Here is a 13,118-nt window from a genome sequence, read left to right on the forward strand (position 1 = left end):
CAGGTGAGCCGGGCCCGGCTCACCTGCGCGCCGAGGTCAGCGGGCCAGGCCGCCGAGGATGGCGGCCACGTCCGCCGGCCTGAACACGAATCCCGCGTGTGACGTGTCAAGGGTGTGCACGTCGTACGGGTTGCCGGGGGTCAGCGCGTCCGCCTCGGCGATCAGCCTGTCCTGCATGGCCAGGGGAATCGACCGGTCGCCGGTGAGCCGGATGTAGGAGCGGGCGATCGTGCCCCAGGTACCGGCCTGGACGCGGGCGTCGGCCGTCATCACCGCGATCGACTCGTCCGGCTGCAGGATGTTGAGGAAGGCCAGGAACTGCTCGTCGGTGACGTCCGCCAGGGTCGCGGCCTTGAGGTCGGCGAGCAGCTTCGGGTCGGCGGTGCGGTAGTTGGCCCGGCCGGCGCCCACCTCGGCCGGGTCGCCGACGTTGAACGCGGCGAGAGGCGCCATCAGGTTGTCCGCGAACTCGGGCTCCCCCATGTACGCGACGGGGTTGGCCAGGCGGACGCACGACCAGGCGGAGATGTAGACGAGCCGGTCCACCAGCTCGGGGATCGCGTTGCCCACCCCCGAGATGGTGACGCCGCCGAGGCTGGCGCCGACCAGCACCACCGGCCCGTGCTGGGCGGCGCGGCGCACCACGTCGGTGACCAGGTCGACGTTGTCCTGGAGCGTGACGCCCGCCAGCGTCGAAGGCTCGGCCGCCCACGCGTCGAGGTCCTGCGGGGCCTGGTAGGCGACGGGGTACTGCGCGTCGAGGCCGTGGCCGGGCAGGTCGACGGCGAGGCTGCGGTGGCCGAGCAGCGCGAGCTCGCGCTGGATGGAGGTCCACATGAACGAGTTGGAGCCGGAGCCGTGGACCAGCACGAAGGTGTTCGATGACATGTTCAGTCCGTTCGCGTTGAGCTGAGGCGGACGCGCGCTGTCGTACGGGCGCGCCGAGCCGCCGATGATCACGGTGGCGGCGCTGAGAGCGCGGCGACCACCGGGTGTGAGAAGCCGACGGGACGGGCGACGGGCGGCTCGCGAAACGCGACGCCACCATCAGATCGCCTCGATGGGAAACCCGTCTCAGGCAGTGCGCGAACGGATGAACTTCTCAAGCATGATCCTGACCCTACACGAGGAAGCCCCGCCGATCCGGGGCGGGGCTTCTGCTCGTTCACTCCGTGCGCAACGTCTTCCAGTGCGACGGGGTGCCCTCGTACATCACGTCGTTGCAGTCGCAGCTTCCGCAGCCGGGGGTCATCGCGATGCTCCTCCTCGCCCTAAGAGATGGGGCCTTCGTACCCGCAGTGACGATCCCGGACGCTTACGTGACGGTGACGGTCACCGGACCACGGGCCGCCGGGGAATGCTGGGGGCATGGATTCCGAGACGGCGCGGCGGATGTTCGCGGGCGCGCGGGTCGCCCGGCTGGCGACGGTGGGCGCCGAGGGCAGGCCGCGCCTCGTCCCCGTCACCTTCGCCGTCCTCGGCGACCGGGTGGTGACGGCCGTCGACCACAAGCCGAAGCGGACCACCGACCTGCGGAGGCTGCGCGACATCGGCGACAACCCGAATGTCGCGCTGCTGGCCGACCATTACGAGGACGACTGGACGCGCCTGTGGTGGGTGCGGGCGGACGGCCGCGCCGCCGTCGCGCCGGACGGCCCGGAGCGGGCCGCCGCGCTGGACGCGCTCGTGGCCAAGTACGACCAGTACCGCGAGCGTCGGCCGGCGGGGCCCGTGATCCTCGTGGAGGTCACCCGCTGGTCGGGATGGCGGTACTCCGGGGGGTGAAAGCGCTCAGCCTCGCTCGCCCGGGCGGTCGACGATCACCGACGACAGCAGGGCCGTGCGCCACACCGCGCCCTTGGGCAGGTGGGAGTCGCGCAGCCAGACCGTCGCGGTGCCCAGGTAGCGGTAGGTGTCCGGGTCGAGGATGTCGTACCGGCGGACGTCGCCGCCTCCTTCCCGCCAGATGCCGAGGCCGGCGCGGCCCGCGGCGTCGGTCACGCCGTGTTCGATCCGGACGCCGGGGATGAGGGCCAGGGCCTGGAACATGGCCGCCTCCAGCCTCGGCGGCATCGTGCCGTACCTGCTCAGGTAGAGCGTGATCACGCGGTAGGCGCGGGCGTCGGGCGGTTCGGCGTTCCGCGGGACGCCCTTCTCCTGCGGGAAGTCGATCCAGTGGCGGTCGCCCGTGACCTTGGCCAGCAGTTTCCTCGGGTCGGTCGGCAGCCCGCGGAGCTTGGCGTCGTACTGCCCCGGCGCCAGGTCGTCGTCGCCCGGGTCCGGAGGGACGTCGGTGACCACCAGGTCGCCGTTCTCGCCGAAGCCGGCGGTCTGCTTGCCGTCGTAGCGGATCCACCTCTCGTAGGTCTGGGCCGTGTCCGAGGTCGGCTGCTTGTCCATGGACCTGGTGTAGTGCCACTGGGTCGGCGCCGGCCGGGGGGTGTCGCCGCGCTCGCTCGCCACCTTCGCGGCCTGGGCCAGCACCAGGCCGGGGTCCAGCCGCACGGCCGACGACGGGGTGACGGCCGGTTCCGTGACGGAGGGCTCGGACGGCAGGACGACCACGGCGAGCCCGGCCACGGCCGCGCCGGCCGCCCCGACGGTGATCAGGCGGTGCGCCCACGTCCACCTGCGCCGCCGGATCCGGCTCAGGAGCCGCCGCCGCTGCGGGATGGACCACTCCTGGTCCGGCTCGGGCACCTCGGCCCGCCACTCGCGCAGCGTTCGCAGGTCATCCATCCAAAGACTCCTCTCGCGTCACGGTGGGGTCGGCTCCGCCGAGCGCCTGGCGTGTCCTGGCTCTGGCCCGGTGCAGGCGGGACCGGACCGTGCCGATGGGGATGCCCAGCGCGCGGGCCACGTCCTCGTAGGACATGTCGGCCCACGCCATGAGTAACAGCACCTCCCGGTCGCCGGGCGACAGCTCGGAGAGGGCCGCCGCCAGCCCGGCCTGCTGCGCCGAGACCCGGTTGTCTACGCGGTCGGCGTACGGCTCGGTGATCTCGTCGACACCGGTGCGGACCAGCGCGCGGTAGAACCGGATCTCCACGCGGCGTTGCCGGCTGACGAGCCGGGCGGCGATGCCGTACAGCCACGGGCGCGCGTCAGGGTGGCTCGTGTCGTAGCGGTGGCGGCGCCGGAAGGCGGTGAGGAAGACGTCGGAGACGATGTCGTCGGCCAGGGACGGGCCGAGTCGCCGGGCGACGTAGCGCCGCAGTGCGGGGGCATGCCGGTCGAAGAGTCCGGCGAAGACCTCCGGGTCGTGCCGCGAGCGCCGTATGAGGTCGGCGTCGGCCGTGCCAGACTCTTCGGCGATCACCCGGTGCTCCCGTTCGCTGCGCAGTGGATTCGACGGCTTTCGCCCGTACGACCATCGCGAGTTCGCGAAAGGGAGTGTGAACTACGTCACATACTTGGCTCAGATGCTCAGCGGCACGTGGTGGATCTCGTCGGCCGGGTGGCCGGCGCGTTCGTGGATGCGCAGGACCGCGTCCGCCGTGGGCGCCTCCGAGAGGCAGTAGATGACTCCTTCCTCCGGGTCCGCCCAGGCGTGCTCGAAGGTCACTCCCTCCTCGTCCTGGATCTCGACGTCGGCGGAGTGTGCCCGTTTGAGCTGGTCACCGGTGATGCCCGCCATGCCGCGGTGCATGTCGAGGAACTTCGCCATCACTGCCTCCCCCAGGCAAGCTGTCTCCTCCAGCGTAGGTTCGCCCCCGCAGCCGGCACACCAAGTGGGACCCAAGAGGGCGTATCGGGCCAAACGTACGAAACAGCGTGCCCGGCGACGTGGGCCGGGCACGCTGGGTTCGGTTGGGAGATCAGCCGGTTCTCAAGGTGAGGCCGTACGCCGACAGGATCTCGTTGACGGGCTGGTGGTACGTGGTCCCGCCGATGCTGCAGTTGCCGGAGCCGCCGGAGGTGACGCCCTGGGCCTGGCTGCCGGAGATGAACGAGCCGCCGGAGTCGCCCGGCTGGGCGCACGCGCTGGTGCGGGTCAGGCCGGAGACGGTGCCCTGCGCGTAGCGGACGCTGGCGTTGTGCTGCTGGATGGTGCCGCAGCGCCAGCCGGTGGTGGAGCCGGAGCGGCAGATGGACGCGCCGACCGACGCCTGCGTGGAGCCGCGGACGGTCACGAGCGCGCCGCCGGAGCCGCGCACGTACGGGGTGGCGTTGTTGCCGGGGGCGGCGACCCAGGCGTAGTCGTTGCCGGGGAAGGACGAGCCCTGGAAGGTGCCGGTCGGGTTCGTGGTGCGCGAGCCGGCGCGGCCGCAGTGTCCGGCGGTGACGAAGCCGACGGTGGTGCCGCGGGTGACGGAGAAGCCGACGCTGCAGCGGCTGGAGCCGATGTAGTACGCGGAGCCGCCGATGATGTCGATGAACGGCTGCGGGCTCTCGGTGGAGACGGCGACCTTGACCACGCCCTTGTCGACGCCGGCCGCGGCGGCGAGCGCCTCGCCGGCTTCCTGGGTGGCGGCGAGGATGACGACGCTGTTGGTGGTCACGTCGACGTACCAGAGGGAGGCGCCGGTCTTGCCCTTCTGGGCGGCCAGGTCGAGCTGGTCCTTCACGGAGGTCAGCTGGGCCAGGGTGCGGCCGACGACGACCGGCTGGGCGCCCTTGGCCTCGATGGCCGGGGCCTCGGCGGCGTCGGTCGTGGCGACCATGAGCTTGGAGGCGTCGGCGTTCAGCCAGGAGCCGCCGTAGGAGTCGCCTAACGAGGCGGTGAGGGTGGCCTCGGTGGCGGCGGCGCGCTGCTCGTTGGCCAGCCGGGTGACGACCTGCCGCTCGGTGAGCCCGAGGTCGCGTTCGAGCGCGTCGATCACCGACGGCGGGGTTGCCGGGTCCGCCATGGGGGCCGGGTCGGCCATGGCGGGGACGGCGAGGGGGAATGCCAGGCAGGCCACGATGGTGGCTCCTGCCAGCGCACTGCGTTTACCCAACATGCGCACTCCTTGGTGGGGGGTGCTGTCAAGTTATCGGCTGGCGCTGGCAACGACACGTCCTCAAAAAGGCCGTATTTCGGTCTTATGGTTCATGTCCTGAAATATCTAGACACACGGTGAACATTGCGGTCAGCCGGTCCACGTCCGCCGGAGTGGGCGGCTCCGGGCCGAGGGCACGGCGGACTCTGGTGATGCCGGTGAGGAGCGCCGCCGCGGTGCGCGCTTTGGCCATCGCGTCGGGGTCGTCGCCCAGGAACTCCGCGAGCGGGGTGATGATGGCCGTCCGCAGGCGCTCCCGTACGAGCTCCTGGATCTCCGGGTCGTCGGCGGAGTGGGCCAGGGCGCGCAGGATGCGGCTCTTCGGGTCGGCGTGCATGCGGCGGGCGGCGAACTCCGCGAGCCGGCGCGGCAGCCCCGCCCGGTCGCCTTCGAGGACGACCCGGATCGTCGGCTCGTCCCGCAGGACCTCGCCGAACAGGCCCGCCTTCGACCCGAAGTAGCGCCCCACCAGAGCGATGTTGGCGTCCGCCGCCGAGGCGATCATGCGTACGGTCACGCGCTCGTACCCATACTCGGCGAACAGCGCCCTGGCGGCGTCGAGCAGCCGGAGACGGGTGGCCGCACGGTCCCGGGGGCGGGCCTCAGCTCTCATGCCCGGGAATATATCGGCTTGCCGAAACACTAGTAAACAGGCGTATACTTCCATGCGGAATACGAGGGGATGTGGTGACTTGGCGGGCCAAGCGGCGGCCGCAAGCCCCCAGAAGCAGTACACCCACCGCGAGGTCCTCGAGGTCATGGCCGGGCTCATGCTCGCCATGCTCACCTCGATGCTGTCGACGTCCGTGGTGGGCACGGCGCTGCCGACGATCGTGGGGGAGCTCGGCGGCCAGGACCAGTACTCGTGGGTGGCCTCGGCGACCATCCTGACGATGACGGTGTCCACACCGCTGTGGGGCAAGCTGTCCGACGTGTTCGGCCGCAAGCGGCTCTTCCAGGTGGCGCTGGCGGTGTTCGTCGGCGCGTCGCTCGCCGCGGGGCTCTCGCAGAACATGGGCCAGCTCATCGCCGGGCGCGCCCTGCAGGGCGTGGGCGCGGGCGGCCTGGGCGCGCTGGCCCAGGTCATCCTGGGCGACATCGTCTCCCCCCGCGAGCGCGGCCGCTACTCCGGCTACATGGGCGCCGTCTTCGGCGTCTCCACCGTCGCCGGGCCGCTGCTCGGCGGGTTCCTGGTCGACGCCGAGATGCTGGGCTGGCGCTGGTGCTTCTACGTGGGCGTGCCGCTCGCCGTGGTCGCCGCGGTCGTCGTGCAGAAGGTGCTCAAGCTGCCGCACGTCAAGCGCGACACCCGCATCGACATCTGGGGCGCCACCACCATCACGGCCGGCGCGACCTCGCTGATGCTGCTGCTCACCCTGGGCGGCACCGAGTTCGCGTGGAACTCGCCGTGGACCTACGCCCTGGCCGCCGTAAGCCTCGTCTCGCTGGCCCTCGCCGTGCTCGCCGAGCGCACCGCGGGCAATCCGATCCTGCCGCCCCGGCTGTTCCGCAACCGCACGTTCATCCTGACCAGCCTCGGATCGCTGTTCGTCGGCGTGGCGATGTTCGGCGCGATGATCTACCTGCCGCAGTACCTGCAGGTCGTCCAGGGCATGAGCCCGACGGACTCCGGCCTGATGACGCTGCCCATGGTGATCACGCTGTTCCTGTCCGGCGTCATCTCCGGCAAGACCGTCACGCGGACCGGCAGGTGGAAGATCTTCCCGGTCGTCGGCATGCTGCTCGTGACCATCGGGCTGTTCCTGCTGTCGCGGCTGCACGTCGACTCCAGCCCGTGGATCATCGGCCTCGACATGGCGGTGCTCGGCACCGGGCTCGGCCTGACCATGCAGATGCTGATCCTGGCCGCGCAGAACGGCGCCGAGGTCCGCGACATGGCCTCCACGACCTCCGGCGTCTCGTTCTTCCGCTCGCTCGGCGGCGCCATCGGCGTGGCCGGGTTCGGCGCGATCCTGACCAACCGGCTCTACGCCGAGATGCCCGCGGGGAGCGCCCGGCCGTCGCTCGGCAGCCCTGACGAGATCCAGGCGCTGCCCGAGCCGGTCAAGCACCTCGTGCTGGAGGCGTTCACCCGCGGCCTGGAGACCGTCTTCCTCGTGGGCGTCCCGATCGCCCTGCTCGGCTTCCTCGCCGTGGTCTTCCTGAAGGAGCTGCCGCTGCGCGGCGGCGCCGCTCCCCCGCCCGCCGCCCCGCCGCCCAGCAGGGACGACCTGGTGCTGGCCGGCCTGCTGCTCGAACTCGTCGCCCAGCGCGTCGAGCGCGTGAACGGCCGGCCGTCGGCGCTGCTCACGGCCGTGGCCAAGATGGCGCCGCCGGACGACCGTACCGAGAAGGAACGTGCCAGGGCCGTGGCGCGTGACGTCCTGCGCCCCACCTCGCGCGCGCTCATCGCGCAGGCGGCGCCGCCGGCGCCCGCGAAAGATCTGGTGACAGGAGGGATCCCGCAGTGATCCGCAAGTTCGTCGGCGCCGTGCTGGCCGCGCTGGCGGCCATGGCCGGGTTCTGGCTGATGGTCGCGCCGTTCGCGCTCGGCACCCAGCCCGAGGGCGCGGCCTGGAACTCCGCCACCACGACGGAGTTCTTCACCGGCCTCGGCGTCGCCGCCGTCGGCCTCGCGGGCGCCGCCGCCTTCGCCGCCGCCATCCACGCCGAGCTCGCCGCGCGGGGCCTGGTGACGGTACGCGAGCGCCAGCGGGAACCGGAGCCCGCCGCCCCCCAGACCTCGTCCGCCGAACTGGCCGCCCTGCTGGCGCCCCTGGTCGAGGCCCTGCGCGAGGACCTCGACGCGACAGACCGCGAGCGGCGGCAGAACGGATCCACGACCCTGGTCGCGTCGGAGGACCAGCGATGAGGGCCAAGCTGGGCGTGACCGCGCTGGCGCTGCTGTTCCTGGCCGGGCTCTGGCTCGTCGCCGCCCCGTTCGTGGTCGGCTACCAGCCCAGGGGCGCCGCGCTCACCGCCGCGACCGTGAACGACCTGTGGATCGGCGGCGCGCTCGCCGGCGGGTCGTTCCTCGGCCTCGTCTGGTACGCGGCCGACCTGTTGCACGAGTTGACGACCCGGCGCGGCAAGCTGCGTCGTAGCGGCTGACCTGCTGGAACGTGTCGTATCGTGGCGGGATGAAGCGTGCTGCCACCCTGGCGCTCGTGGTGCTCGCCTCCGTGGCGTGCGGCGGGCAGAGCCCGGTCGCGTCCACCGGACCGGCGCCGCCGACGACCTCCGAAACGGAGCCGGCGACCTCGGAGCCGACGCCCACCGCGACGACGCCCACCGCCACCGAGCCGCCCTCGTTCGACGCCGAGGTGAGCCAGGTGACCCGCGACCAGTTGCGGTATTCGTGGCGTGAGGGCTGCCCGGTCCACTACCGCGACCTGCGTCTGATCAGGATGACCTACTGGGGCTTCGACGACAAGCCGCACACCGGTGAGCTGGTCGTGCGCAAGACCGTCACCGACGACATCGTGCAGGTCTTCGAGAAGCTGTACGACTGGCGCTGGCCGATCAGGCGGATGGAGCTGATCGACGTCTACAAGGGCGACGACTACGACTCCATCGACGCCGACAACACCTCGGCCTTCAACTGCCGCCAGGCCACGGGGTCGAGCAGCTGGTCCAAGCACGCCTACGGCGAGGCGATCGACATCAACCCGCGCGAGAACCCGTACGTGACCGCCGACGGCAGGACGGCCCACTCCAACGCCCGGAAGTACACCAAGCGGCCGATGAAGGGCAAGGGCGTGATCAACCCCGGCGACAAGGTGGTGCGGGCGTTCGCGCAGGTGGGATGGCAGTGGGGCGGCAACTGGTCGGGCACCAAGGACTACCAGCATTTCAGCAAGGGCGGCGGCTGAGAGAATCGAGACATGGCTGACAAGGACGGCGACGGCTGGACCGAGTGCGGGCGAGGACACCGCCACTGGGGGCTGCACGGCGCCTCGGGACTGCTCGCCGTGCACCACGACGAGCTCGGGGTGCCTCACGTGCTGATGCAGAAGCGTTCGGCGTGGAGCCACCACGGCGGCACGTGGGGGCTGCCCGGCGGGGCGCGCGACAGCCACGAGGACGCGGTGGCCTCCGCGCTGCGCGAGGCCCGCGAGGAGGCGGCGGTGGCCGGCGACCTGCTGCGGGTGCAGGGGGTCTACCGCGACGACCACGGCGGGTGGGCGTTCGAGACGGTGATCGCGGAGTCGGCCGAGCGGCTGGCGGCGGTCTGCGCGAACGGCGAGAGCGACGAGCTGCGCTGGCTGCCGCTGGGCGAGGTGGCCGCCAGAGAGCTGCACCCCGGCTTCGCCGAGACGTGGGGCACGGTCAGCGGTGCGATCAGCCCGGAGACCCTGGTGCTCGACGTGGCCAACATCGTCGGCGCGCGGGCCGAGCGCGGCTGGTGGAACGACCGGCTGGGGGCCGCCACCCGGCTGCTGGAGGCGGTGTCGGGGCTGCGGCTGTCGCATTCGGTGCTGGCGCAGTGGTATCCGCGGATGGTGGCGGTGGTCGAGGGCGCGGCCAGGGAGGTGCCCGACATTCCCGGGATGCAGGTGGTCGCGGCGGCCGGCAGCGGCGACGACGCGATCGTGGACGTGGTGCGCCGGGCCAAGCCGTGGGAGCGGGTGCTCGTCGTCACCGCCGACCGGGAGCTGAGGGAGCGGGTCGCCGAGCTGGGGGCCGAGACGGCGGGACCCAAGTGGCTGCTGTCACAGCTGCGCGGGTAACACGTCGTCGAAGACGGCCTTGAGCCCGGTCACCTCCAGCACCCGCTGCAGGACCCCGTGCACGCCGGTGAGCCGGAGCGTGCCGCCGCGCCCGCCGACGGCGCGCTGGTGCTCCACCAGCGCCCACAGGCCGCTGGAGTCGCAGAACTCCAACCCGGAGGCGTCGATCACCACGTCGAGAGGTCCTTCGGCGGCGAGGGCGTCGAGCCGCTTCTTGAAATCGGGAGCCGTCAGCTTGTCCAGGTCACCCCGCAGGCGCACGGTGGCCGAACGCTCCGCCCGTGCCACCTCGATCTTGAGATCCGCCACCACCTGAACGTACACCGGCGTCACCGCAGCCGCTATCGTGGTGTCGCACTGGAGGGTTCGCATAGTGGACGAGTGCAGCCGCCTTGAAAGCGGCCAGGTCAGCGATGGCCTCGTGGGTTCGAATCCCACACCCTCCGCTTCCCGACGAAACCCGCTCACCGGCCGGTGAGCGGGTTTCGTGCCGTCTACCGGCCGGCGCCGGCGAAACCGTCTCCGATGCTGGCGGCGAGCTGCAGGTAGGCGTCCCTGGTCGCCTCCTGCAACCGGTCCAGGTCGATCTCCGCGCCCTCCTCCAGATGCGGGTCGTACGGCACGCGGACGACGGCCCGGCACCGGGCGGCGAAGTGGCCCTCCAGCTTGTTGATGTCGACGGCCGACTTCGACCTCGGCCTGACGCTGCACAGCACCACGGTCGCGTCGCGTACGAGATTCTCGTAGTGGTGGGCCTCCAGCCAGTCGAGCGTGGCCGAGGCCGCCCGCGCGCCGTCGACCGACGCGGAGCTGACCAGCACGATCTGGTCGGCGAGGCCGAGCACCCCGCCCATCGCGGAGTGCAGCAGGCCGGTGCCGCAGTCGGTGATGCAGATCGAGTAGAAGTTCTCCAGCACCTGCGAGACGGCCTGGTAGTCGGCGCCGCTGAACGCCTCCGACACCGACGGGTCGCGGTCGGAGGCCAGCACCTCCAGCCGCGACGGCGCCTGAGAGGTGAAGGCCCTGATGTCGACGTACCTCTTGACCTGGTCGGCCTCGTTGAGCAGGTCGCGGACGGTGGCCGAGGTCTCCAGCTTCAGCTTGTCGGAGAGCGTTCCACGGTCGGGGTTGGCGTCGACCGCGATCACGCGGTCGCCGCGGATCTGGGCCAGCGTGGCGCCCAGGCCGACCGTGGTCGTGGTCTTGCCGACACCGCCCTTCAGGCTGAGCACGGCGACGCGGTGGTGGCCGGTGGCGACGGGTGTGCGCGCCCTGGCCATCAGCGCGCGGCGGCGCCTGACCTCCGGCGGCTCGCCGGGCTTGATCCAGCCGCCGGACGCCTTGTAGACGATCCGGCGCCAGCCCTTGGAGGGGGCGTTGCGGCGGCCGCGCAGCAGCGTGTCGGGGTCCAGGCTCTCGGCGGTGGGCCTGCCGGTCGCCGGGGGCCTCGGCGGGGCGTTGAAGACGGGCACCGGGGCCGGGCGGTGGCGCGGCTCGGGCTGCCTCGGCGGCTCCTCGGCTCTCGGGGGCGCCTCCTCCGCCGGGCGCGGCTCCTGGAACCTGAGGTGCTCGTCGAACGTGCGGGCCTCCCGGCCGGCGCGGGGCTCGTCGAAGGCGCGCTGGGACGGCTCGGCGAACGGCGGGCTCGGCTGGTCGAAGGTGCGTTGCGGAGGCTCGGGGAAGGCATGCTGCGTGGGCTCGGGGAGCGACGGGGGCGGCAGCGACGGGAGGGACGGGAGGGTTTCGTCCGGGGTGTGCTGGGCCGCCTCCTCGCGCGCCGGCTCGGCGGCGGGCTCGGGCGGGGCGGGCGTCTCACTGGCCCAGGCCGGTGGAACGGGCCAGGAGAGGTTCTCCTCGGTCTTCTCCTCCACCTTCTCCGGCTCGGGGAAGGACGCCAGCGCGTAGCTGTCGGTGTCGTCCGGCCGGGGCAGCGGCTTGAGCGGGGCGAGGAACGCGTCGTCGATCGCCGGTTTGGTGTCGGCGCTGTCATCAGCGGGCGGATCGTCCCCCGTGTCGGCCTTTGTGTCGGTCTTGTCGCGCGTGCTCGCCTTGTCCAGCCACTCCCCCGCCTCGCTCTCGGTGGCGGGCACCGCCTCCGACCCGTACACCGAGTCGACCGCCGCGCGGAAGAGCGGCGGGGTCGGCGTGTCGTGCTGCGGCACCGACGCCCACGGGTCCTGGGGGTAGGGCGAGACGACGGCGGTCTCGTCGGCCGGGACGCCCGGGCCGGTCTTGGCGCTCACCTTGACCGGCGCCTCCTCGGACTCCTTGATGGCGTCGAGCCAGGCGAGCTGTTCCTCGAGAGATTCTTCTCGATCGTGTCTTGCCACCGTGTTCCCCCTCGGGCGGGTCTAAAGGGGTGGTAAATATCTTGCAGATTAACGCCAAGCGCTCCGGGGAAGGCCGGCAACCCTCAACTTCTCTGCCCCGTTACCGTGGTGCGCATGCGAGCCATCGAGATCACCCGCAGCGGCGGGCCAGAGGTGCTGGAGTGGCGGGAGGTCCCCGACCCGGAGCCCGGGCGCGGTGACGTGCTCATCGACGTGGCCGCCTCGGCGGTCAACCGGGCGGACGTCCTCCAGCGCCAGGGCAACTACCAACCCCCGCAGGGCGCCTCGCCCTATCCGGGGCTGGAGGTGTCCGGCGTGGTCGCGGCGGTCGGCGCGGACGTCGAGCACTTCAAGGCGGGCGACGAGGTGTGCGCGCTGCTGGCCGGCGGCGGCTACGCCGAGCGGGTGGCCGTGCCGTGGCAGCAGGTGATGCCGGTGCCGCGGGGCGTCCGGCTGGAGGAGGCCGCCGGGCTGCCCGAGGTGGCCTGCACGGTCTGGTCCAACGTGTTCATGCTGGGCCGGCTGCGCAAGGGCGAGACCCTGCTGGTGCACGGCGGCGCGAGCGGCATCGGCACGTTCGCGGTGCAGCTCGCCAAGGCGTTCGGGGCGAACGTCGTGGTCACGGTCGGCTCGTCCGGCAAGGGCGAGCGGGTCAAGGAGCTGGGCGCCGACGCGTACGTGAACTACCGCGAGGAGGACTTCGCCGAGCAGGTCAAGGCCGATGTGATCCTCGACATCATGGGCGCCAAATACCTGGCCGGCAACCTGCGGGCGCTCAAGACCGGCGGGCGGCTGGTGGTCATCGGCATGCAGGGCGGCCGCAAGGCCGAGCTCGACCTGGGCGTGCTGCTGGCCAAGCGGGCCTCGGTGCACGGCACCACGCTGCGCGCCCGCCCGGTCGAGGAGAAGGGCGCGATCGTCCGGAGCGTCGTGGAGAACGTGTGGCCGCTGATCGACGCCGGGGCGGTGCGGCCGGTGGTGTTCGCCGAGCTGCCGATGTCCGACGCGGCCGAGGCTCACCGTATGGTGGATTCCGGCGACCACGTTGGGAAGATCCTCCTAGTACGGTGAGACTT

The 13,118-nt window shown here is 71.9% G+C and carries 15 protein-coding genes and 1 tRNA gene; 8 read left to right on the forward strand and 8 right to left on the reverse strand.

Going from position 1 to position 13,118, the window contains the following annotated elements:
• Window positions 1–36 precede the first annotated feature (36 nt).
• Entirely contained in the window at window positions 37–888 is an 852-nt protein-coding gene (locus tag AB0K05_RS30585) for an alpha/beta fold hydrolase (protein ID WP_148036087.1), read from the reverse strand.
• Between the two features lie 480 nt (window positions 889–1,368).
• Here AB0K05_RS30585 and AB0K05_RS30590 point away from each other — a divergent pair, with 480 nt between their 5' ends.
• Window positions 1,369–1,785, forward strand: coding sequence for a TIGR03668 family PPOX class F420-dependent oxidoreductase (locus AB0K05_RS30590; protein WP_219550730.1), 417 nt, complete (start codon window positions 1,369–1,371; stop codon window positions 1,783–1,785).
• Between the two features lie 6 nt (window positions 1,786–1,791).
• Here the strand turns inward: AB0K05_RS30590 and AB0K05_RS30595 are convergent, their stop codons facing one another.
• The 5 genes from AB0K05_RS30595 to AB0K05_RS30615 all read right to left on the reverse strand — a co-directional run bounded on the left by AB0K05_RS30595 (window position 1,792) and on the right by AB0K05_RS30615 (window position 5,595).
• Entirely contained in the window at window positions 1,792–2,739 is a 948-nt protein-coding gene (locus tag AB0K05_RS30595; protein WP_364233745.1) for a CU044_5270 family protein, read from the reverse strand.
• Window positions 2,732–3,319 carry an RNA polymerase sigma factor gene (locus AB0K05_RS30600; protein WP_148036084.1) on the reverse strand — a complete coding sequence of 196 codons (588 nt, stop codon included), beginning with the start codon at window positions 3,317–3,319 and terminating at the stop codon, window positions 2,732–2,734. Before AB0K05_RS30600 ends, AB0K05_RS30595 begins: the two co-directional genes overlap by 8 nt.
• Window positions 3,320–3,418: 99 nt before the next feature.
• Window positions 3,419–3,667, reverse strand: a complete 249-nt coding sequence (locus AB0K05_RS30605) for an SCO4226 family nickel-binding protein (protein ID WP_148036083.1) — start codon at window positions 3,665–3,667, stop codon at window positions 3,419–3,421.
• Between the two features lie 151 nt (window positions 3,668–3,818).
• Window positions 3,819–4,943 (reverse strand): S1 family peptidase, encoded by a 1,125-nt coding sequence (locus AB0K05_RS30610; RefSeq protein WP_364233749.1) that lies wholly within the window; start codon window positions 4,941–4,943, stop codon window positions 3,819–3,821.
• A gap of 82 nt (window positions 4,944–5,025) precedes the next feature.
• Window positions 5,026–5,595 (reverse strand): TetR/AcrR family transcriptional regulator, encoded by a 570-nt coding sequence (locus AB0K05_RS30615; protein ID WP_271276272.1) that lies wholly within the window; start codon window positions 5,593–5,595, stop codon window positions 5,026–5,028.
• A 79-nt stretch (window positions 5,596–5,674) separates the two neighbouring features.
• Between AB0K05_RS30615 and AB0K05_RS30620 the strand changes: the two genes are divergently transcribed.
• From AB0K05_RS30620 to AB0K05_RS30640, 5 genes are read left to right on the forward strand one after another with little or no spacing between them, the layout of a single operon-like run.
• Window positions 5,675–7,453 (forward strand): MDR family MFS transporter, encoded by a 1,779-nt coding sequence (locus AB0K05_RS30620; RefSeq protein ID WP_333485698.1) that lies wholly within the window; start codon window positions 5,675–5,677, stop codon window positions 7,451–7,453.
• Window positions 7,450–7,854 (forward strand): hypothetical protein, encoded by a 405-nt coding sequence (locus AB0K05_RS30625; protein ID WP_271276271.1) that lies wholly within the window; start codon window positions 7,450–7,452, stop codon window positions 7,852–7,854. Before AB0K05_RS30620 ends, AB0K05_RS30625 begins: the two co-directional genes overlap by 4 nt.
• Window positions 7,851–8,093 carry a hypothetical protein gene (locus tag AB0K05_RS30630; RefSeq protein WP_271276270.1) on the forward strand — a complete coding sequence of 81 codons (243 nt, stop codon included), beginning with the start codon at window positions 7,851–7,853 and terminating at the stop codon, window positions 8,091–8,093. The genes AB0K05_RS30625 and AB0K05_RS30630 overlap by 4 nt, the downstream gene beginning before the upstream one ends.
• Window positions 8,094–8,122: 29 nt before the next feature.
• Window positions 8,123–8,854: a M15 family metallopeptidase gene (locus AB0K05_RS30635; RefSeq protein ID WP_271276269.1), complete on the forward strand. Its 732-nt coding sequence runs from the start codon at window positions 8,123–8,125 to the stop codon at window positions 8,852–8,854.
• A 12-nt stretch (window positions 8,855–8,866) separates the two neighbouring features.
• On the forward strand, window positions 8,867–9,712 hold the full coding sequence (locus AB0K05_RS30640; RefSeq protein WP_271276268.1) for an NUDIX domain-containing protein: 846 nt from the start codon (window positions 8,867–8,869) through the stop codon (window positions 9,710–9,712).
• Here the strand turns inward: AB0K05_RS30640 and AB0K05_RS30645 are convergent.
• Complete coding sequence (locus tag AB0K05_RS30645; protein WP_148036075.1) at window positions 9,695–10,084, reverse strand: STAS domain-containing protein; 390 nt, start codon at window positions 10,082–10,084, stop codon at window positions 9,695–9,697. The genes AB0K05_RS30640 and AB0K05_RS30645 overlap by 18 nt on opposite strands.
• Between AB0K05_RS30645 and AB0K05_RS30650 the strand changes: the two genes are divergently transcribed.
• Window positions 10,072–10,158, forward strand: a tRNA-Ser gene (locus AB0K05_RS30650). The genes AB0K05_RS30645 and AB0K05_RS30650 overlap by 13 nt on opposite strands.
• A 48-nt stretch (window positions 10,159–10,206) precedes the next feature.
• Here AB0K05_RS30650 and AB0K05_RS30655 read toward each other — a convergent pair.
• A complete protein-coding gene (locus AB0K05_RS30655; RefSeq protein ID WP_364233754.1) occupies window positions 10,207–12,042 on the reverse strand; it encodes an AAA family ATPase in 1,836 nt (611 codons plus the stop codon).
• Window positions 12,043–12,156: 114 nt separating this feature from the next.
• On the opposite strand from AB0K05_RS30655, the gene AB0K05_RS30660 reads away from it, so the two are divergent.
• The gene (locus AB0K05_RS30660; RefSeq protein WP_364233756.1) at window positions 12,157–13,113 is read left to right on the forward strand and encodes an NAD(P)H-quinone oxidoreductase; all 957 of its coding nucleotides are present in this window, start codon (window positions 12,157–12,159) and stop codon (window positions 13,111–13,113) included.
• The last annotated feature ends 5 nt before the right edge of the window (window positions 13,114–13,118 follow it).

The organism is Nonomuraea sp. NPDC049486 (assembly GCF_040676925.1).
Lineage (GTDB): Bacteria > Actinomycetota > Actinomycetes > Streptosporangiales > Streptosporangiaceae > Nonomuraea > Nonomuraea ferruginea.